Here is a 19,926-nt window from a genome sequence, read left to right as displayed (position 1 = left end):
GCGTTACTTCCGGCTTTTCAGGAAGGAGCGCCCTTCGGCCGTGATCGACGCGCCGGAGCGGCCGTGCGGGGGATGGCAGACGAAGCCGGCGCCGACGAGCTCTCGCGCGATCGACCAGCCGAGCGCCGGCGCGTCGCGACCGTAGCGAACATCGGCGAGGCGTTCGAGCGCCCAGATCGCGGAGGCCGACAGGTTGGGGGTGTTGGACGTCGGATTGTCGTTCATCGCTTCCTCGGGAAATGGCGTTTCGGGGTGGACGGCTCGCGGCCGCGGGATTGGCGACGCCAGGCGTCAGCTTGCCTGGAGCAACGGCAGCAGCGCGTGCAGCGCCGCTTCCTCGTCGGGGCCGGTGGCGAGCACCTGGGCCGACGTGCCGCCGTGAACCTGGAGCGACGCAATCGCGCCGCTGTCTTTTGCGTTGCTGCCGTGCCCGTTCGCGATCAGCTGGATGTCGCTGTGGAAGCGGCGCGCCGCTTCCACAGCCGCGTCGCGCGCGGCGCGACCCCGATTGCGGTTCCAGGCGGGGCCGATTTCAACGTACACAACGGTTGCCACGATGCTGGAAAGCCTCCGGACAGGTGGGCGGGGCGGCGCGCGACACGCATGCTTGCGCACATGTCGCGGACATCGGGCGGCCGGCATGTCACGATTTCCCGCAGGGTCGCGGAGCGCCGGCCGGGCGGATTGTACGCGCCATTCGGCGCGAACATGCCGACATCCGCTGCGAAGGCGCTTTCAAGTTCGCGGATTGTCGCAAGTGGGTGATTATAATGCATCGGCCTGCATCATGTGAATTGCATTATAATGCGGTGTGCGCCGACGCCGGCCCGCGGCGCTGCCGCGGGGCGATTCGCCGCGCGGCCGGGCGCGCAATCTGCTCGCCCGGCATCGTCGATCGACCCGAACTCCTCCCCGAATGGAAACCGCAATGAACGCCCCCGCCTGCCCGCAATGCGCGATGGAAAACACTTACCCGGACGGCGCGCTGACCGTGTGCGCGGACTGCGGCCATGAATGGTCGGCCGACGCCGGCGCCGAGGCCGGCGACGAGCCGGCAGGCGACGTCGTCAAGGACGCGAACGGCAACGTGCTGTCGGACGGCGATTCGGTCGTGCTGATCAAGGATCTGCGCGTGAAGGGTTCGTCGATCACGCTGAAGATGGGCACCAAGGTCAAGAGCATCCGGCTCGTCGGCGGCGATCACGAAGTCGACTGCAAGACCGACATGGGCGGCTTCATGCTGAAGGCGTGCTACCTGAAGAAGGTCTGAGCGCACGGTTCAGGCGACCGTCGCATCCGCGTTTTCATCCGCCGCGTTTTCACCCGAGTACCCGCACATGGCCGAGGATCGAATTTCCTACGACGCGTTCGTCAGGTTCCTGGCGACGCCGCTGAATGACGGCCGGCCATTCGTGCTGGAGACGCAGAACGCGGTCTCGCTGCACTTCGATCATCTCGGCACCCAGAGCTTCATGTCGCTGCGCGATCCGCTGCGGCTCACGCTCGGTTATACGCGCGTGATGATGGGTTTCCTGCTGCTGCAGGCCGAGCCCGCACACATCTGCATGCTCGGGCTCGGCGGCGGTTCGCTCGCGAAGTACTGCTACCGCCATCTGCCCGGCACGACGATCGAAGCGGTCGAGATCAATCCGGACGTGATCGCGCTGCGCAACGTGTTCAGGATTCCTGCCGACGACGCGCGCTTCAGCGTGGTATGCGCCGACGGCGCGGATCATCTGGAACGGGCGGACGTCCGCACGGACGTGATCCTGCACGATGCGTTCGTCGCCGACGGTATGCGCGGCCGCTGTACGGGCGGCACCTTCCTCGACGCGTGCCGCGCGCGCCTGAGCGAATCCGGCGTGCTCGCGATCAATTTCATGGACGACGATCCGGCATTGCCGCGCCACCTCGAGCAACTGCGATCGGTATTCGGTTCGTCGTATGCGCTGGTGCCGTGCGGCGACGACAACAACTTCGTTGCATTCGCATGGAAGGACGGCAGCCGGCTGCCGTCGTTGCGTATCCTGTTGGAGCGGGCGCTCGCCTGTCCGCAGGCCGGCGAACTGAAGCTGGCCGCCACCGCGAGGCGCATGAAGCACGGCGAGGGCATCGATCCGCGGCGGCTGGTCTGGCGCGCGCAGTCGCACGAACGCTGGGAGATCGGCGCGTAACGGTACTTCGGATACTTGAGGTGCCTGGGGTATCGCGGCGGCGCCGCGCGCGCCTTTGCGGCCGCGCTTACTTCACGCGCTTGCCGATCGCGCTCCGGGTTTTGTACGTGACGCCGTGCCGGTCGAGATATTCGCGGATCAACTGCCGCACGACTTGCGACGGCGTAAGATCCTGCTCCGCGCAGAGCATCTCGAAGGCTTCCTTCTTCGCGGGATCGATCAGGACGGTCAGGCGGGCGGTTTTCGTTTCCATGACGGGGCGAGGGTGGTCGGTATGTTAATCAAATTATAATCGATCCGCTTTCGGCGTTACCGCGCGCCAGCGCCGTCCGTGGTGCACGATCAGCGTTTGCCGCGCAGCAGCGCGAGCAGGTCGTCGATCACCGGCACGATGGCGAGCGTGACGAGCACCGCGGCGAGCGGCACGGTCGATATGTAGCCCACGTGCTTGAAACCAATCGCGCCGGCCAGGCCGCCGACGAGGAACGACGCGAGCATCGTCGCGTGAATCCTCAGTTTCGAACGGTTGGCGATCACCGCGTGCGCGTCGACGTCGATCGCCGAGCGGTTCCAGTAGAACAGCTTGCCGAGCTCGATGCCGAGGTCGGTCACGATGCCCGTCACGTGCGTCGTGCGGATCTCCGCGCCCGACAGCTTCGTGATCGTCGCGTTCTGCAGCCCCATGATGAAGCACAGCAGCGTCACGGTCACCGGCACGAAGAACGTTTCCCACAGCGCGAGGTGGCTGCCGAGCAGCCCGAACAGCAACAGCAGCGCGGCTTCGAGCAGCAGCGGCAGCATGAACTGGCTGTGCAGCCCGCGGCGGCGCCCCCAGTTGACGAGGATCGCCGAGCAACTGGCGCCGATCAGGAACGACCCCAGCGAGCTGATGCCGGCGAGCGCGAGCCGCACGTCGCCGAGCGCCGTCGTGTCGGCGATCGCCGACACGATGCCGCTCATGTGCGACGTGTACTGCTTGACCGCGAGAAATCCGCCGGCATTGGTCGCGCCGGCGACGAACGCGAGCGAAAACCCGAGCTGGCGGTTCGCGGTCGCGCTGCGGTGTTTTCCCGTCAGGGTTCGGAAGTACTGCGCTGGCATAAGGGTTTCGCTCAATCGTCGCGGATGCGCGGGTACGGGCGGAAAACCGGTGCGGGCGGCGTGACGGGCACGCTGCCCGCACCGGATGCCGGGGCCGTCGAATCATGTGATGAACATGATAATGTCATTATCATACTCTGTTGGCCGGATGGTGCTTTCAGTACAATGATGCGAGGCGCTGCCGGCCGGCTGTTCCGTTGCCGCGCGGCGCGTGCTTGCGATTACTTCTGCTCACCGCTTCATGACCCCGATCAAGTTCATCCTTCGCTACACGGCGATCCCGTTCACGGCCATCGTCGCCGTGGTGATCTGGACTGTCATACCATCGTCGAAAGAGATCGATGCGAGACAATATGCGGCGCTGTCGCGCGCGTACGCGAGTTTCCCGCTGCCGTTCCGGCGCGAGATCTCGGACACGATGGAGCACGGCACGATCAACGACCGGCGGTATCAGGCACTCGTGCGCGATTCGCTCGGCAATGGCGTCGCGCTGGACTGGCCGGCGTCGGGCGTCGGCGGCGTCGCCGACGAGCGGCAAAAACTGGCCGAACTGATTCAGGCCGATTCGGATCTTCAAAGGCAACGGCAATGAAAACCCTGCTGGTTTCCGTGGCATTCGCGATGATCATCGCGAGCCTTATCTTCGCGCTGTACTTCATGAATCACGATCGCGGCAAGTCCAAGCGGATGGCGTGGTCGCTTGCCGCGCGTGTCGGGTTGTCGATCACGCTGTTTCTGTCGCTGCTGATCGCGTACAAGCTCGGCTGGATCGAACCGACGGGCTTGCCGATCGGGCGGTAAGCCGGTGGACGCCTCGCGGCATGCGGGGCGTTTTCGCAAACGCAGGTTTGCGTGGCTGATGCGTCTATTGTGATAAGAATACTTATCCCGATGGTCGCGATGCGAATGCGTGGCGTCGACGGAATCGCAACATCGCGTGCCCGATGGACGCGGTAACGACGCTAGTTGCCCGACTCGTTCGTCACGTCATGACGATATGCGCGCGGCGAACGACCCACGATGCGTTTGAACGCATGGCCGAACGCGCTATCCGAGTCGTAGCCGAGCCGCTGCGCGATCGCCGATATCGACGCGTTCGAGCGGCGCAGTTCGCGCATCGCCACCTGTATCCGCCACCGCAGCACGTATTCGAGCGGCCCGAACCCGAGCCGCCGCTTGAAATGCAGTGCGAACGTGGAACGCGACACGTGGCAGCAGGCCGCGAGGGCGTCGACGGTCCAGCGTCGCTCGGGCGCGGCGTGAATCGCGGCCAGCGCCGCGCTGACCCGCGAATCCGCGAACCCGGCAAGCCAGCCGACGTCGCCGTTCGCGCCGGCGTCCACATAGCGCCGCAGGATCTGCACGAGCATCATGTGTCCGAGATGCCGAACCATCAGCGACCCGCCCGGCGACGACGCGCCGAATTCCCGCGCGAGCTGCTGCAGCGACCAACGCAACACCGCCGCCTGTTCGGAATCGCCGCTCACGATCACCACGGGCGGCAGGTTGCCGAGCAGCAGCGGCATGCCTTCCTCGTAGGCGAAGCGGCCGCCGATCAGAAAGCAGTCGGCCGGTTCGGCATAGTGCGCGATACCGTGCTCGACATGCCGGTACACGTCGGCGACCGGTACCGGCGCGACCGACGGATCGCTCGCCAGCGAAAATGCCCGCGGTGCGGCGAGCAGGAAGCAGTCCCCCGCGCGTAGCTGGACGGGCGGTCCCTCACCGTCGACGGTCAGCCAGCAACTGCCTTCGACCACCGCATTGAACTTGATCCCGCTGGGCGGGGGAAGGTCGACCGCCCATGGGCCGCCGGCGCGCAGGCCGGTGAAAAACGAGTCGCGCGTCTCCAGCAGCGACAGCACTTCCGATAGCGGGTCCACGCGCAATCCCCGGACGATCTCGACGAAAAACCGGATTCTATTGCATTCACAGTCCGGGGGTGCGGCCGGAGAATGATCTCGTGCAGTGACGCGGCCGATCGGCGGCCGCGTGCTTCGCGCACCCTTCCTGGAGCCTTCGATGACGAGCAGGCAGCACCCCCTTCATTCCGGATTCGACGCCGCGTCGACGGCGACCGACGTCCTGGCCGGCTTCGACCTGCGCGGCAAGACCGCCATCGTCACGGGCGGCCATTCGGGTCTCGGCCTCGAAACCACGCGTGCACTGGCGCAAGCCGGTGCGCACGTCGTCGTCGGCGCACGGAGCGCCGAGGCCGCGCGCGAGGCGACCCGCGGCATCGCCGGCGTGGAGATCGCGCCGCTCGAACTCGCCGACGCCGCGAGCGTGGCCGCATTCGCCGCGCGGTTCGTCGACGCGCGACGCAACGTGCATATCGTCATCAACAGCGCGGGCATCATGGCGTGCCCCGAGACGCGCGTCGGCGACGGCCGGGAAGCGCAGATGGCCGTCAATCACCTCGGTCACTACGCGCTCGTCAACCGGCTGTGGCCGGCGCTTGCGCACGGCGACGGCGCGCGCGTGGTCGCGGTGTCGTCGCTCGGCCACCGGCTGTCGCCGATCCGCTGGGACGATATCGGGTTCGCGCGCGGTTACGACAAATGGCTCGCGTACGGGCAGTCGAAAACCGCCAACGCATTGTTCGCGGTGCAGCTCGACGTGCTGGGCGCGCCGTTCGGTGTCCGAGCGTATTCGCTGCATCCCGGCAAGATCGCGACGCCGCTGCAGCGTCATCTGACGCGAGAAGAAATGATGGCGCAGGGCTGGGTCGACGAGCACGGCGTGCCGGTCGATCCGACGTTCAAGACGCCTGCGCAGGGGGCGGCAACCCAGGTATGGGCGGCGACGTCGCCGCGCATCGCCGATCTCGGCGGCGTCTATTGCGAGGATTGCGACGTTGCGGCGGTGACGCGCGGCGACGAGGAATCGGGCGTGCGGCCGCATGCGATCGATCCGGAGGAGGCGGCGCGGCTGTGGGCGTGGTCCGCGGCAGCGACGGGCGTCGATGCCTTTGCGGCGCGCCGCTGACGCTCAAGCATTCGCCGGGCGCGGGCGTCGTGCGCCGTGCGGGGTTCGGTGGCGGCACGACGCCCGCGCCCGGCAGCCTATCCGCGCGTCTGCCGCAGCACGCGCCCCATCTCCGCGATCGGCATGGCAACGATCGAATTCAGCAACCGCATTTCCCCGGCGTCCGGATGCGCGACGTTCCGCACTTCATCGAGCGTGCGCTCGACGTGACGATCGAGCGGTTCGAGAAAACGCTGCAATTCACTGGCGGCCGCTTTCTCCCTGAGGCCGAGCACCTGACCGAACGCGACCAGCGCGTCCACGTCGATATCGGCGAACCGCGTCGCATTCCCGAGTGGCATCGTCAGCTCGCAGTGCGGCCAGTGATCGCCGCGATGGTCGGGCCGGTGCGTCGGCGTGTGATACGCGACCGTGCTGACGATGTCGTAGAACGGCGCGAGCCGGTAGCCGCGCGCGTCGACGAAGAACGACAGGTTCTTCAGGTGCGCGTCGGCATTGCCGACCACCACGTTGAACACGGTCCAGCGGAACACCGACAGGCGTGTCAGCGCGCGCGTGCTGGTGCGGTCGATCGCGCGGGCGAGCTCCTGCGCATTGGCCCGCTGGTACTTGAAACCGCGGTCGTAGTTGAGCAACTGCATCGCGTCGATCGTATGCACGCGCCCGGCCGGTTCGGACGCGACGTCGCGGTCGAACCGGTCGATCACGTAGCAGGCGGACGGCGCGCGCAGGAAATGCACGTCGGGCACGTCGAGCCCCATCTTCTTCGCGAGCTGCATGCAGAAGAACTCGTTGATCGCCGAATGCGGATAGCCGGCCGCGCGCATGTCGGGTTTGAGCAGGTGCATCGACGGTTCGCTGCCGACCGGCTCGAACAGCGCGTAGTCGGGCGCGTCGCCCCGCAGCACCAGCAGCAGCTTCTGCTGTGCGCCGGCCGCCGACATGCGCTTGGGCGCCGTGGCCGTCAGCGCGCGCTCCGGCATTGCCTGAATCCGGCGCTCGAGCTCGTCGAGCGGCAGCGGTTGCAGGCCGCCGGCCGCCTCGTGCTCGCCGTCGGCCAGCAGCGTCAGCGCGCCGGCCGATTCGCGGCCGAAGTACGCGAGCAGGCCCCACGCGTCGGCCGCATCGACCTTCGCCTCGCGCGCGAGCGACGTGCGCATGCCTTCCTCGGGCAGCAGGTTGTCGAAGAACCATTGAACCGGGCGATCGGTCGACGTGTCGGTGAACACGCCCGCGCGGAGCGGGAACGCCGGCGACAGCGGGTAGGCGGCGGGTGACGCGAGCCAGTGCGCGTCGTACGCGAACGACCAGATGCCTTTGTCGTCGGTCAGCGTGCCCATGCGCACGCCGTTCGCGGACGCGATCAGCGTTCTAGCCGCCATGGCTGCTCCTGCGGCGTTGCGCGGCCTTCAGTGCGGTGGCTTCGGAAATCTCGATCGACGACTCGGCGTACAGCCGCACCCCCAGTTCGCCGAGCAGCAGCATGACCTTGCCGATTTGCGCGGTCGGCTTGCCGGCTTCCACCTGGCTGATGAATTTCGGCGACAGCCCGGTCGCGTTGGCGAGTTCGTCCCGCGTGAACCCCTGCTGGATCCGCGTCGCGCGAATGAGGTGGGCGAGCGCGCCGATCGTATCGACGGACTGCGACTCCGACATGACGTTCTCCGTGCTTCGTATCTGATCGGGAACAGTATTGCATAACTCGCCGCGACGGGCATTAATTCGTATTCGTACGGGAACGAATACAGGATCGCGACGGCCGGAACGTCATTTCGTACCCGATCGGGAACCGAATGTCGCGAAATGATTGCAGAGAGGAGGTCCGTATCTGATCGGATACGGAGAAGAATGGCGCGCGTCGCGCCTCAGCATGCGTGCTCGATCGGCCATGCCGGTGAGGCGGCCCGGAAGATGTCCGCGGGCGGCAGAGAGTCCGCCGCCGTCCCGCGCGACGAGCGGCGGCCCACGATCATTCGGCGAACAGATCCGGCCCGAACACCTCGTAGTGAATCCGCGTCTCGTGGATTCCGAGGTTCTTCAGCGCATCGTGCTGCATTCGCATGAACGGTACCGGGCCGCAGATGTAGTAATCGGCATCGGGCAAGAGGATCGCGCCCTTGATCGCGTTGACATCGACCAGACCCTTCAGGTCGTAATCCGTTCCTTCGATGTCCTGCGGTAGCGGATCGTCGTAGAACACGACGAGATTGAAGTTCGCATACGTGTTCGCGGTCTCGCGCAGCCGGTCGCGCATCGCATGCACGCCGCTGTTGCGCGCGCCGTGCACGAACACCACCTGCCGCTGCGGATCCTGGATCGCGCGCTTGAGCATGCTGATCATCGGCGTCAGCCCGACGCCGCCGCTGATCAGCACGATCGGCGTTTTCGCGTTGACGTCGATGTGGAAGCTGCCGTACGGCGCCGCCACCTTGATCTCGTCGCCGACGTTCACGTGGTCGTGCAGCAGGCACGAGACATAGCCAGGCGGATAGGTGCCGCCGCTTTCGCGCTTCACCGAAATCCGGTACGTATGTCCGTTCGGCATGTCCGACAGGCTGTACTGGCGAATCTGCTGCAGGCCGAGCTCGGGCACGTCGACCGCGACGCTGATGTACTGGCCCGGCTCGAAGTTCGCGACCGGCTTGCCGTCGGCCGGCTCCAGGATGAACGATGTGATCACGGTGCTCTCGGGCCGCTTCTCGCGCACGACGAAGCTGCGCCAGCCGGTCCAGCCGCCGAGCTGCCCCGACGACTGTTCGTACAAGCCGCTTTCCATGCCCATCAACACGTCGGCGAGGTTGCCGTAGGCCTGCGCCCACGCGGAGATGATGTCGTCGGTGGCCGCGTCGCCGAGCGTCTCCTTGATCGCCGCGAGCAGGTGTTCGCCGACGATCGGGTAGTGCTCGGGCCGCACGCCGAGGCTCGCATGCTTGTTCGCGATGTTCTTCAGCACGGCCGCGAGACTGCCCGGATCCTCGATGTTTTCCGCATAGGCATAGACGGCGCGCGCCAGCGCCTGCTGCTGCTGGCCCTGTTCCTGGTGCGCCATGTTGAACACGTTCTTCAGCTCCGGATGCGCGTTGAACAGGCGCGTATAGAAGCATTTGATGATGTCGTAGCCGTGTTGCGCGAGGACGGGGGCCGTGGCCTTGACGATGTCTTTCGTTTTCTGCGTGAGCATGGTCGAACTCCTTCGTAAGGGGGCGTATCGGGCGTATCGGGCGGGGCGAGCGTGGGCGGCGGTCGCCGCGGCATGGTCGGGCACGCGGTGCACGATTCGGGCCCGTGCAGCACGATCGACCGAACGCATATTGTCCGGTCGTCGCAAAGCGCGGGTCAAAACTGACGGCAGCCGTTCGCCACTCTGGCGCGGTGCTCGCGGAACGTTCCTTTCTACAATTCGGTCCGCCACGCTACACGCGTCGCCGCACCCCGAAGGCAGGCCCGATCCTTGCGACCGGCAAGCGTCATCGGCGGCGTTCGCGCCCCGACACATGACGATTTGCACGGGAGGCGCATATGGAGCCGATGCCGGTCGTACTGCAATGGAACGACGTTCTCGTCAGGATCGTGCTGGCGCTCGTCGCGGGCGGGCTGATCGGCTTCGATCGCAGCGAATCCGGCAAGACGGCCGGCCTGCGCACGACGATCCTCGTCTGTCTCGCCGCATGCCTGTCGATGCTGCAGGTCAATGCGCTGTTGCTGCAAGCGGGCAAACCGGAGGGCGCGTTCTCGGTGCTCGATCTGATGCGGCTGCCGCTCGGCATCCTGACCGGGATGGGCTTCATCGGCGGCGGCGCGATCCTTCATCGGGACGGCCTGGTGTCCGGTGTCACGACGGCCGCGACGCTGTGGTTCGTGACGGTCATCGGGCTGTGCATCGGCGGCGGCCAATTGTCGCTCGGCGCGCTCGGGCTGGTGCTCGCGCTGCTGGTCGTCTGGCCGCTGCGGTTTGTGGAGCAGCGCTTGCGGCGCGTCAGGACCGCGCTGGTCACGGTCGAATATCCGCTGGGGTCGGTTGCGCTTGAACAACTGACCGCGAAGCTGCACGACGCGGGTTTCACGTGCCGGACGAAGCGCTTTTGCGAAACGGCCGCACGCGCCGTGCGCGAGGAGGAACTGCTCGTGCAATGGCGCGAAGTGGCCGGCGCCGACGTGATGCTGAAGCAACTGATGCGGACCGTCGAATCGGTCGGCCTGACGTCGGTCCGCTGCTCGACGGAGGACTGACGCGCGCGCGGCCGCCGGAACGCTCGATGCTCGTGCTGCTGGCCGCCGTGGGCGGTTTATCAAGGAGCGAAACATGACATGTGTATCGGAAGTGATGACACGCGACGCCGCGACCATCGGCCCGACGCAGAGCCTGCGCGATGCGGCCAGGTTGATGAGCGACCTGAACGTCGGCGCGCTGCCCGTGTGCGACGGCACGCGGCTGATCGGCATGCTGACGGATCGGGACATCGTCGTGCGCGCGGTATCGATGGGCGTGCCGCCGGACGAGGCGGTCGAGGGCGTCGTCAGCGGACCCGCGAACTGGTGTTACGAGGACGACGACATTTCCGCGGTGCAAAAGAAGATGGAAGCGCGCAGATTCGTCGCGTGCCGGTGATCGACCGGCAGAAGCGGCTGGTCGGCATCGTCGCGCTGGGTGATCTTGCTACCGCCGCGGACGGCGGGATGTCGTCGACGCTCGGCGCGGTGTCGGCGCCATCGCGCCCGGATCGGTGATCGCCATGGCAGACACGGAGAACGACATGAACGTAGACAGGGAAACGCGGGTCCGCGAGCGCGCGTACCGGCTGTGGCAGGCGGACGGCGCGCCGGACGGCAAGGCCGACGAATACTGGCAACGGGCCGAGCAGCAGCTCGATGCAGAGGGCAGCAGCGCGGACGGGCGCGCCGGGCAGGCGACGGATTCGCCGGCCGATCAGTCCGCGAAGCGCCGCATCCCCGGCGAGCCGCTGCAGGACGTCGACGCGGTGCCGACCGGCGAGATCGCGCACGAAAGGCGGCGCACGCGGTGAAACGTGGCCGGCCGTGACCCAGCGACAGCCGCACAGGACGACGCATGCGGGACACGCGCGATGGCGGATCCCGTGCGGCGCGCGCGGTCGGCCCGACACCATCCGAACACGGAGATATTCATGACCCAGGACACTCAACCGAAGGACATCGCGTCGCCCGAGGCGCCGGACCGGCGCGGCCCGACACCCGGCGGCGAATCGACCGCGCGCCCCGGCCATGCGCCCGGCGGCGGCGAGCTCGGCACGATTCCGGACGATCAGGCGCGCAAGGTCGTGCCGGACGATCCGCGCCAGACCGAGGTGCACGATCCGGCCGGCAAGCCGTGGCCGGACGAGCACGACGCACCCGACGATTCGGGCAACCGGCCGCGACCGCTGTAGCGGTGCCGCCGCCCGACTCGCCGCGTCTCGTTCCATTCCGTCATCCACGCACCGGAGTCCATCATGTCATCAGACGAAGTTTCCGAATCCCGTCGCAAATGGGTGCAGGGCACGACGGCCGGACTGGTCGCCAGTGTCGCCCTGCCGACGATCGCGCAGACGGGCAGCCCGCCCGACGCCGGCGATACGGCGCCGCGCGATCCGCGCACGCTCTATCCGCATGCGCCGTTTCCGCAGCAACACCAGCCGTGGCCGGGCCTCGCGGGCCGCATGACGCCCCGCCCCGATCACGGCGAGCGTAGCTATCGGGGCAGCGGCAGGCTCGAGGGCCGCAAGGCGCTGATCACCGGCGGCGATTCGGGCATCGGCCGCGCGGTGGCGATCGCCTGCGCACGAGAAGGCGCAGACGTCGCGATCGTCTATCTGCCCGACGAAGAGCCCGATGCGCGCGAAGTCGTGGACATCGTCCGCAGCGCGGGGCGCAAGGCGGTGCCGCTGCCAGTCGATATCCGCAGCGAAGGCGCGTGCAACGGGCTCGTCGAGCGGGCGGTCGCCGCGCTCGGCGGGCTCGACATTCTCGTGAACAACGCGGCGCGCCAGCAGAGCCACGAATCGATCCTCGACATCAGCACGGAGCAGTTCGACTGGACGCTGCGCACCAACCTTTACGCGATGTTCTGGATCACGCGGGCCGCCATTGCGCACATGCCGCCCGGTTCGGCGATCGTCAATACGACGTCGGTCAATGCGTACGACCCGTCCGCGAACCTGCTGGACTACGCGATGACGAAAGCGGCGATCGCGAATTTCACGAAGGGGCTCGCGAAGCAGATGATCAAGCGCGGCATCCGCGTGAACGGCGTCGCGCCGGGGCCGTTCTGGACGCCGTTGCAGGTCAGCGGCGGACAGACGACGCACAACGTGGAGACGTTCGGCGAGCAGGTGCCGATGGGGCGGCCCGGACAACCGGCCGAGATCGCATCGATCTACGTCGAGCTGATGTCGTCGCGCGCGAGCTATGTGACCGGGCAGATCTATGGCGCGTCGGGTGGCGCCGGGCAGCCTTAGTTGGCTGGCGGCGCAGGATGCGGCTGGATACGGCCGCACCCCGGTCATCGCCCCGGTTGACGATTCCGCCCCGAATCGACGCCGTATGCGTGAGCAGCGATCTTTATCACCGCAGCAGATAAACGTATCCGAATCGCTTCGTTGACGCACGCCGGCACGCCCTCGTAGATTCGCGTTTTGACCGAATCAGGAGCCGTGCCGTGACGACTACCGCCATCCGCGACGCCGCAACGCTTTCCGCCGGGCATCCCGCCTTGCGGCCGGACGGCGCGGCGCAGCACTTCGACATCGTGCCGTTCGACGCGCCGCTCGGCGCCGAAGTGATCGGCCTCGACCTGTCGAAACCGCTCGACGCCGACGATTTCGCGCGCATCCATCGTGCGCATCTCGATCACCACGTGCTGGTATTTCGCGACCAGCGCATCACGCCGGACGAGCACATCGCGTTCAGCCGCCGCTTCGGACCGCTGCAGATTCACGTGCTGCACCAGTTCGCGCTGGCCGGCCACCCGGAAGTGCTGATCGTGTCGAACATCGTCGAGAACGGCAAACCGGTCGGGCTCGGCGACGCCGGCCATTTCTGGCATTCCGACCTGTCGTACAAGGAAAAGCCGAGCCTCGGCTCGCTGCTGCACGCGCAGGAACTGCCGGCGGAAGGCGGCGACACGCTGTTCGCGAACATGCATCTCGCGTGGGATACGCTGCCGGCCCATCTGCGCCGCGCGGTCGAAGGGCGGCGCGCGGAGCATACGTATCTCGCGCGCTATGCGGAATTGCAGGCGCGCAGCCCATGGCGGCCCAACCTGTCGCCCGAGCAGATCGCGCAGGTCGCGGCGGTCGTTCATCCGGTCGTGCGCACGCATCCGGAAACCGGCCGCAAGGCGCTCTTCGTCAGCGAGCATTTCACGACGCGCATCGTCGGGCTGCCGGACGACGAAAGCCGCGCGCTGCTCGACGAATTGTTCGCGCACAGCGTGCGCGCCGAGCACCTGTATCGACACGCATGGCGCGACCACGACCTGGTGTTCTGGGACAACCGTTCGCTGATGCATCTCGCCGCCGGCACGCCCGACCATCTGCGCCGCAAGCTGTACCGCACGACGATCGAAGGCGACGCGCCTTTCTGAGCCGCGCGCCGCGTCATTCTTTTTCGTCTCTTCCCGACCGGAGTTCCGATGTCGTTTTCGCTTTTGCCGGCGCGTCGCGCGCTGGCGGCCACGCTCACCGCCGCGCTCGCCTTCGCGGGCGCGGCGATCCCGCAAGCCGCGCACGCGGAGGGCCGCATCCGCATCGCCGAGCAGTTCGGCGTCGTCTATCTGATGCTGAACGTCGCGCGCGACCAGCAACTGATCGAGAAGGAAGGGCGCAAGGCGGGCCTCGACATCAAGGTCGACTGGGTGCGGCTGTCGGGCGGTGCGGCCGTGAACGATGCACTGCTGTCCGGCGCGGTGGACGTCGCGGGCGCGGGCGTCGGCCCGCTCTTGACCGTGTGGGACCGCACGCGCGGCCGGCAGAACGTGAAGGGCGTCGCGTCGCTCGGCAATTTTCCGTACTACCTCGTGAGCAGCAACCCGAACGTGAAGACGATCGCCGACCTGAGCGCGAAGGACCGGATCGCGGTGCCGGCGGTCGGCGTGTCGGTGCAGTCGCGCGTGCTGCAGTACGCGGCCGCGAAGCAGTGGGGCGACAAGCAGTTCGACAAGCTCGACGCGCTCACGCAGGCGATTCCGCATCCCGATGCGACGGCGGCGATTCTCGCGAACAGCAACGTGATCACCGGTCACTTCGGCAATCCGCCGTTCCAGGAACAGGAGCTCGCCGGCAATCCGAACGCGCACGTCGTGCTGAATTCGTACGACGTGCTCGGCGGCCCGAGCTCCGCGACGGTGCTGTACGCGACCGAGAAATTCCGCGACGACAACCCGAAGACCTACCGCGCGTTCGTCGCCGCGCTGGCCGACGCCGCCCGGCAGATCGCGGCCGATCCGGAGCGCGCGGCCGATACCTATATTCGTGTGAACGCGTCGAAGATCGATCGCGCGCTGCTGCTGAAGATCCTGCGCAATCCGCAGGTGCAGTTCAAGACAGCGCCGCAGAATACGCTGCCGCTCGCGCAGTTCATGCATCGCACCGGCGCGATCCGCAACGAACCGAAGTCGTGGCGCGACTACTTCTTCGACGATTCCGCGACGGCCGACGGCAGTTGAGCGGCGCCGATGCAGCGACGCCGCGATCGACGCTTATGCGTCGGCGCGGTTTCGATATGCGCAATCGATGGTTGGTCCGCACGATGCCCAGCCGTATGTTGACGCTTTTCCCGCAAGAGATTCGATCGTGAACGCCACTTCTCCCCGAACCTGGTTGCCGCCGTATGCGGCGCGTGGCGGCGCGACGCCGGCCGCATCCGCCGCACCCGATACACGTGCCGCCGGCCGGCCCGCGGCGAACGCCGCGCCCGCTGGCGCACACAGCGAACGCCTGCTGGCCATCGACCAGGTCAGCCTCGAATACCGCAGCGGCGCGCGGATCGTTCGCGCGACGCATCAGGTGAGCTTCGACGTGTACGGCAGCGACCGCTTCGTGCTGCTCGGCCCGTCGGGGTGCGGGAAGTCGACGCTGCTCAAGGCGATCGCCGGCTTCATCGAGCCCGTCTCGGGTTCGATCGCGCTCGACGGCCGGCCGGTACGCGGGCCGGGGCCCGACCGCATCGTCGTGTTCCAGGAATTCGACCAGTTGCCGCCGTGGAAGACGGTCGTCGAGAACGTTGCGTTTCCGTTGCGCGCCGCCGCGAAGCTGTCGCGCGCCGAAGCACGCGAGCGCGCGCTGCACTATCTCGACAAGGTTGGCCTCGGCACGTTTGCCGACGCCTATCCGCATACGCTGTCGGGCGGCATGAAACAGCGCGTCGCGATTGCACGGGCGCTTGCGATGCAGCCGCGCGTGCTGTTGATGGATGAGCCGTTCGCCGCGCTCGACGCGCTCACGCGCCGCAAGATGCAGGAGGAACTGCTGCGGCTGTGGGACGAATTCCGCTTCACGCTGCTGTTCGTCACGCATTCGATCGAGGAGGCGCTCGTGGTCGGCAACCGGATTCTGCTGCTGTCGCCGCATCCGGGCCGCGTGCGCGCGGAGCTCAACAGTCACGAGCATTCGCTCGACAACGTCGACACCGGCGACTTCCGCGACAACGTCGCGCGGATCCACCGCCTGCTGTTCGACACCGATACCGCCCACGTACCGACGACGGAGGACGCCGCATCATGAGTACGCTCGACCCGGTCCTGCCGCCGCTGCCGCCCGTGCGTGCCGAATACACGTGCACGCTCGACGCGCCGCCCGACGCCGAGCGCGCGGTGCCGCCGCCGCTGCCGCGCCGCATCGCCGGCGCCGCATGGTTTCGCCGCAGCGTCATCGCGCTCGTGCTGATCGCCGCATGGGAGATCGTCGCGCGCATCGTCGCGAACGATCTGCTCGTCCCGACCTTCGGCGCGACGCTGGCCGCGTTCGTGCAAGGCATCGAGTCGGGCGAACTGCTGGTCAAGACCGGCATCTCGATGTCGGTGCTGCTGCGCGGCTATGCGCTGGGCGTGCTGCTGGCGTTCGCGCTGACGTCGCTTGCGGTATCCACGCGCATCGGCCGCGATCTACTGACGATGCTCACGTCGATGTTCAATCCGCTGCCGTCGATCGCGTTGCTGCCGATCGCGCTGCTGTGGTTCGGGCTCGGCACCGGCAGCCTGCTGTTCGTGCTCGTGCATGCGGTGCTGTGGCCGCTCGCGCTCAGCATGTATACCGGCTTTGCCGGCGTGCCCGCCACGCTGAAAATGGCCGGGCGCAACTACGGGCTCACGGGGCTGCGCCAGATCGCGCTGATCCTCGTGCCGGCCGCGCTGCCGTCGATCCTGTCGGGCCTGCGCGTCGGCTGGGCCTTCGCATGGCGCACGCTGATCGCGGCCGAACTCGTGTTCGGCGCGAGTGCGGGGCAGGGCGGCCTCGGCTGGTATATCTTCCAGAACCGCAACGAGCTGTATACGGATCGCGTGTTCGCGGGCCTTGCGGCCGTCATCGTGATCGGGCTGCTGGTCGAGAACCTCGTGTTCGACACGCTCGAACGCGCGACCGTGCGACGCTGGGGCATCCAGCATTGACGCGCACGGGCGCGATACAGGTGCCGTCAGGACCCTTCAGAACTTCACGCGCAACCCGCTGACGAACGCAAGCTGGCGGTTCGTCGACGACGCGCTGCCGATGTTCGAGATCGACGCGATCTTGCGATAGCCGCCCGACGTTGCAGTGCTCGCGTCGCCGGCCGCGAGCTGGTAGATGCCCGACACATAGATATCGGTGCGCTTCGACAACGCATAGTCGAACCCGAGCGTGAACTGGTGCCAGCGCGGCTTCAGCGTCTGGCCGCTCGTGCCCGGCAGGTTGCTCGCGCGCCCGTCGGTAAACGTATAGACGCCGATCAACGTGGCCGCCGGCGTGATCTGGTAGCGCGCGTTCACGTCGTAGTTGTTGAACTTGCGCGACGAGCCGTCGAGATAGTCGAGCTGCGTGTGGCTCCATGCGAAGCCGAGCGTCGCGCGACCGAGCGCGTAGTTCGCGCCCACCGCGCCGATCTGCTGCTTCAGTACGCCGCCGTTCAGCCCGTAAAAGAATGCGCCGCTGTAGTCGTTGCCGGTGGTCGAGGTCGCGCCGCCCACCGCGCCGCTCGTATTCGACGTCGCATTCGGATGGTTGAATCGCACATAGCCGCCGCCGATCGACAGCGGGCCGCTCACGTAATTCGCCGATGCACCCCACGCGTTGTTGTTCGAGAATCCGGTGCCCGCGCCGCCATTGGCCTGGTTGCTGAATGCATAGAGCAGGTCGGCCGTGAAGCCGGCGATCGTGTCGCTGCGGAACTTCACCGCGTTGTTCAGCCGGAAGCTCTGGTTCATGTTGTCGTTGTCGCCCACGTGCGTGGCCGGCGACCAGAAGCCCGACCCCGAGTACTGCGCGACGAGATCGGTGATCGGCTCGTACTGACGGCCGAACGTCAGCGTGCCGAGGCCTTGCTTGCCGAGGCCCACGTAGGCGGACCGGCCGAACAGGCGGCCGCCCTGGCCGAGCCCGCCGTCGCTCGGCCGGAACCCGCTTTCGAGCGTGAAGACCGCCTGCAGGCCGCCGCCAAGATCCTCCGCGCCTTTGAGGCCCCAGCGGCTGCCGCTCAGCTTGCCGCTCGTCTGCTGGATGTTGCTCGCGCCGCCCTGGTTGTTCGTATATGCGATGCCGGCGTCGACCACGCCGTACAACGTCACCGAACTCTGCGCATGCGCGCTGACCGAACCGATCGAAACCAAACCCAGCGCCACCGTTTTTTTGATCATGACCATCCTCTGTTTTTGTCAGTACGTTGATGAGGATCACGATGCTATTGACGACGAACGCGCCGATGAACGGCCGATCCGTGGTTTGTAAATCGCTGTGCGGCCGATTTGCAATGTGCGTCGTCGCCGGCCCGACATGCGCGCCGCGACCGCGTCCGGCACGCCTGCTGCGGCGAACGCATCGCGCGGACCGCGAACGCCGCTCGCCGGAAATGCATCTGTGCGGTCATATCGATCGATGAAATCGTTCGATATGCGCAATACCCGTCGTCCGCATGACGATGCGTTTACGCAACAGCGTGGCGGCGCTGCTCGTCCATCTCGAAGCACGGGCTGCGCGCAAAGACGTTGTTCCTGACGAGACCGACGTCGAAAATTCCGGCGGCGGCATCCATAGTCGGATCGGTTGACGCTTGCCGGCGTCCGGTTTCACCGGGTTGTTCGGAGGCGCAGCGGCCCGAATTGGCTATCGCCACAGGCGGCCGGTGAACGACAGGGAACAATGGCAAGCCGACCGGAGAGGGGCCCGCCAAATGAACGTCGGTGCGGCTCGTCGCGTGACACGCGCGCGGAACGATCCGACCATGCGCTCTCGCCGCGAAAATCTTGTAGCATCACCAGCGTGCCGGTAGGCATGCCGCCATCCCCGCTGCATGCCCATTTTCTCGTTTGTCGCGGCGCCGCCGGTGCCCGCCGTCGGCGCCGATTCGCGTGAGGTCAGTATGCGTCGCATTGGGCTTGTCCTCGTCCCCCAGTTCCAGGTGATGAGCTTACTCGCGTTATCGGTGTTCGATATCGCCAATCTCCGGGCCGGGCGTTCTCTGTACGAAGTCAGCGTCATTTCGGAAGACGGCGGGCCGGTCGAAGCGTCGTTCGGCATGTACGCGTCGACCAAGCCGGCACAGACGTCGGATCTGCACACCGTATTCGTCGGCGCATCGCTGTCGAAGCCCCCGCTCACGGACGGGATGCGCGAGTTGTTGCTCGATCTGTCGGGAAAAGTCGAGCGGATGGCGTCGATTTGCCTCGGCGCGTTTCTGCTGGCCGAGGCGGGATTGCTCGATGGGCGTCGTGCCACGACTCACTGGGCGTTCGTCGACCGGTTCAGGGATGGCTATCCGGCAGTGACGGTGGAGAAGGATTGCATCTTCGTGCGCGACGGCAATGTATGGAGTTCCGCCGGCATGAGTACCGCCATCGACATGGCGCTTGCGATGCTCGAGGAAGACCTCGGACCGGATGCCGCGCTGGAGGTCGCAAGGGATCTTGTGCTCGAGCGCTGGCGGCGTTCGGGATCGCAGCCGCAAACATCGGTACTGCTCGAGCATCCCGCACGCACCAACCGGATCCACGACGTCATCACACACATTCGGGAGAATCTCGGCACCGAACTGAGTGTCGAAAAACTGGCCGACGTGGCGAGAATGAGCAAGCGCCAGTTTACGCGTCGCTTCAAGGATGAAACGGGCCTGACGCCGGCAAAGGCGGTCGAGCGCATCAGGCTGGAAACAGCGAGGGATTTCGTGACGAGTTCGTCATGGACGATCGATACGATCGCGCGCGAAACCGGATATGCGGACCCGGAACGCATGAGGCGGTCGTTCCTGCGCGCATTCGGGCAGCCGCCGCAGGCGATGCGGCGAGGGCGCAAGCTCGAACCCACGGGCGCCGACTGAAGCGTTCGCATGCGCAGCCGTGCCCAGCATGGCACGAAACGAGGGAACTGCGTCCCTCCGCGCGCATTTTTCCCCCCTAGAATGATCGCTGTCCGGATGGCATCGGTTCCGGGATGCGTCGGCCGAGGATGTCGGCTCAACGGAG

The 19,926-nt window shown here is 66.7% G+C and carries 24 protein-coding genes and 1 pseudogene; 16 read left to right on the top strand and 9 right to left on the bottom strand.

The features are described 5' to 3' along the window. Window positions 1-3: 3 nt before the first annotated feature. Together CFB46_RS30200 and CFB46_RS30195 are read right to left on the bottom strand one after the other, a co-directional pair. The gene (locus CFB46_RS30200; RefSeq protein WP_027785928.1) at window positions 4-225 is read right to left on the bottom strand and encodes a hypothetical protein; all 222 of its coding nucleotides are present in this window, start codon (window positions 223-225) and stop codon (window positions 4-6) included. Window positions 226-291: 66 nt separating this feature from the next. Next, a complete protein-coding gene (locus CFB46_RS30195; protein WP_027785927.1) occupies window positions 292-555 on the bottom strand; it encodes an HPr family phosphocarrier protein in 264 nt (87 codons plus the stop codon). Window positions 556-916: 361 nt separating this feature from the next. Between CFB46_RS30195 and CFB46_RS30190 the strand changes: the two genes are divergently transcribed. Next, window positions 917-1,270 (top strand): zinc ribbon domain-containing protein YjdM, encoded by a 354-nt coding sequence (locus CFB46_RS30190; RefSeq protein ID WP_373557108.1) that lies wholly within the window; start codon window positions 917-919, stop codon window positions 1,268-1,270. Window positions 1,271-1,337: 67 nt separating this feature from the next. Further along, window positions 1,338-2,174 carry a spermidine synthase gene (locus tag CFB46_RS30185; RefSeq protein WP_027785926.1) on the top strand — a complete coding sequence of 279 codons (837 nt, stop codon included), beginning with the start codon at window positions 1,338-1,340 and terminating at the stop codon, window positions 2,172-2,174. Window positions 2,175-2,241: 67 nt separating this feature from the next. On the opposite strand, the gene CFB46_RS30180 is transcribed toward CFB46_RS30185, so the two are convergent. Both CFB46_RS30180 and CFB46_RS30175 read right to left on the bottom strand, forming a co-directional pair. Then, window positions 2,242-2,427 carry a ribbon-helix-helix protein, CopG family gene (locus tag CFB46_RS30180; RefSeq protein ID WP_006489181.1) on the bottom strand — a complete coding sequence of 62 codons (186 nt, stop codon included), beginning with the start codon at window positions 2,425-2,427 and terminating at the stop codon, window positions 2,242-2,244. A gap of 89 nt (window positions 2,428-2,516) precedes the next feature. Beyond that, window positions 2,517-3,275, bottom strand: coding sequence for a YoaK family protein (locus CFB46_RS30175; protein ID WP_027785925.1), 759 nt, complete (start codon window positions 3,273-3,275; stop codon window positions 2,517-2,519). Between the two features lie 241 nt (window positions 3,276-3,516). Here CFB46_RS30175 and CFB46_RS30170 point away from each other — a divergent pair, with 241 nt between their 5' ends. Both CFB46_RS30170 and CFB46_RS30165 read left to right on the top strand, forming a co-directional pair. Beyond that, entirely contained in the window at window positions 3,517-3,867 is a 351-nt protein-coding gene (locus CFB46_RS30170; RefSeq protein WP_006489163.1) for a hypothetical protein, read from the top strand. Further along, a complete protein-coding gene (locus CFB46_RS30165) occupies window positions 3,864-4,076 on the top strand; it encodes a twin transmembrane helix small protein (protein WP_027785924.1) in 213 nt (70 codons plus the stop codon). Before CFB46_RS30170 ends, CFB46_RS30165 begins: the two co-directional genes overlap by 4 nt. Before the next feature lie 161 nt (window positions 4,077-4,237). On the opposite strand, the gene CFB46_RS30160 is transcribed toward CFB46_RS30165, so the two are convergent. Then, window positions 4,238-5,158 carry an AraC family transcriptional regulator gene (locus CFB46_RS30160; RefSeq protein ID WP_027785923.1) on the bottom strand — a complete coding sequence of 307 codons (921 nt, stop codon included), beginning with the start codon at window positions 5,156-5,158 and terminating at the stop codon, window positions 4,238-4,240. 139 nt (window positions 5,159-5,297) lie between these two features. Here CFB46_RS30160 and CFB46_RS30155 point away from each other — a divergent pair, with 139 nt between their 5' ends. Then, window positions 5,298-6,263: an SDR family NAD(P)-dependent oxidoreductase gene (locus CFB46_RS30155; protein WP_027785922.1), complete on the top strand. Its 966-nt coding sequence runs from the start codon at window positions 5,298-5,300 to the stop codon at window positions 6,261-6,263. Between the two features lie 77 nt (window positions 6,264-6,340). On the opposite strand, the gene CFB46_RS30150 is transcribed toward CFB46_RS30155, so the two are convergent. The 3 genes from CFB46_RS30150 to hmpA form a co-directional block, all read right to left on the bottom strand. Further along, entirely contained in the window at window positions 6,341-7,645 is a 1,305-nt protein-coding gene (locus CFB46_RS30150; protein WP_027785921.1) for a HipA domain-containing protein, read from the bottom strand. Continuing rightward, a complete protein-coding gene (locus tag CFB46_RS30145) occupies window positions 7,635-7,919 on the bottom strand; it encodes a helix-turn-helix domain-containing protein (RefSeq protein ID WP_027785920.1) in 285 nt (94 codons plus the stop codon). Before CFB46_RS30145 ends, CFB46_RS30150 begins: the two co-directional genes overlap by 11 nt. A 313-nt stretch (window positions 7,920-8,232) precedes the next feature. Further along, window positions 8,233-9,444, bottom strand: coding sequence for an NO-inducible flavohemoprotein (gene hmpA / locus CFB46_RS30140; protein WP_027785919.1), 1,212 nt, complete (start codon window positions 9,442-9,444; stop codon window positions 8,233-8,235). Window positions 9,445-9,782: 338 nt separating this feature from the next. On the opposite strand from hmpA, the gene CFB46_RS30135 reads away from it, so the two are divergent. From CFB46_RS30135 to CFB46_RS30095, 9 genes and pseudogenes are all read left to right on the top strand, one after another. Next, window positions 9,783-10,493: an MgtC/SapB family protein gene (locus CFB46_RS30135; protein ID WP_027785918.1), complete on the top strand. Its 711-nt coding sequence runs from the start codon at window positions 9,783-9,785 to the stop codon at window positions 10,491-10,493. 73 nt (window positions 10,494-10,566) lie between these two features. After that, window positions 10,567-10,991 (top strand): annotated as a pseudogene (locus CFB46_RS30130) (CBS domain-containing protein). 26 nt (window positions 10,992-11,017) lie between these two features. Then, on the top strand, window positions 11,018-11,287 hold the full coding sequence (locus tag CFB46_RS30125) for a DUF2934 domain-containing protein (protein ID WP_027785916.1): 270 nt from the start codon (window positions 11,018-11,020) through the stop codon (window positions 11,285-11,287). A 120-nt stretch (window positions 11,288-11,407) separates the two neighbouring features. After that, a complete protein-coding gene (locus CFB46_RS30120; RefSeq protein WP_027785915.1) occupies window positions 11,408-11,668 on the top strand; it encodes a hypothetical protein in 261 nt (86 codons plus the stop codon). Window positions 11,669-11,731: 63 nt separating this feature from the next. Further along, window positions 11,732-12,736, top strand: a complete 1,005-nt coding sequence (locus CFB46_RS30115) for an SDR family oxidoreductase (RefSeq protein WP_027785914.1) — start codon at window positions 11,732-11,734, stop codon at window positions 12,734-12,736. A gap of 200 nt (window positions 12,737-12,936) precedes the next feature. Then, the gene (locus CFB46_RS30110; RefSeq protein ID WP_027785913.1) at window positions 12,937-13,863 is read left to right on the top strand and encodes a TauD/TfdA dioxygenase family protein; all 927 of its coding nucleotides are present in this window, start codon (window positions 12,937-12,939) and stop codon (window positions 13,861-13,863) included. 48 nt (window positions 13,864-13,911) lie between these two features. After that, a complete protein-coding gene (locus CFB46_RS30105) occupies window positions 13,912-14,943 on the top strand; it encodes an ABC transporter substrate-binding protein (protein WP_027785912.1) in 1,032 nt (343 codons plus the stop codon). Window positions 14,944-15,010: 67 nt separating this feature from the next. Then, window positions 15,011-16,000: an ABC transporter ATP-binding protein gene (locus CFB46_RS30100; RefSeq protein ID WP_027785911.1), complete on the top strand. Its 990-nt coding sequence runs from the start codon at window positions 15,011-15,013 to the stop codon at window positions 15,998-16,000. Beyond that, window positions 15,997-16,884, top strand: coding sequence for an ABC transporter permease (locus tag CFB46_RS30095; protein WP_027785910.1), 888 nt, complete (start codon window positions 15,997-15,999; stop codon window positions 16,882-16,884). Before CFB46_RS30100 ends, CFB46_RS30095 begins: the two co-directional genes overlap by 4 nt. 36 nt (window positions 16,885-16,920) lie before the next feature. Here the strand turns inward: CFB46_RS30095 and CFB46_RS30090 are convergent, their stop codons facing one another. Beyond that, a complete protein-coding gene (locus CFB46_RS30090; RefSeq protein ID WP_027785909.1) occupies window positions 16,921-18,105 on the bottom strand; it encodes a porin in 1,185 nt (394 codons plus the stop codon). A 275-nt stretch (window positions 18,106-18,380) separates the two neighbouring features. Between CFB46_RS30090 and CFB46_RS36650 the strand changes: the two genes are divergently transcribed. Together CFB46_RS36650 and CFB46_RS30085 are read left to right on the top strand one after the other, a co-directional pair. After that, window positions 18,381-18,515 (top strand): hypothetical protein, encoded by a 135-nt coding sequence (locus tag CFB46_RS36650; RefSeq protein WP_256980710.1) that lies wholly within the window; start codon window positions 18,381-18,383, stop codon window positions 18,513-18,515. Between the two features lie 312 nt (window positions 18,516-18,827). After that, window positions 18,828-19,781, top strand: a complete 954-nt coding sequence (locus CFB46_RS30085) for a GlxA family transcriptional regulator (protein WP_027785908.1) — start codon at window positions 18,828-18,830, stop codon at window positions 19,779-19,781. Window positions 19,782-19,926: the final 145 nt, after the last annotated feature.

This window comes from Burkholderia sp. HI2761 (assembly GCF_002223355.1).
Taxonomy (GTDB): Bacteria; Pseudomonadota; Gammaproteobacteria; order Burkholderiales; family Burkholderiaceae; genus Burkholderia.
The sequence above is the reverse complement of the archived record's forward strand: the minus strand, read 5'-3'. Positions and strand labels throughout refer to the sequence as shown.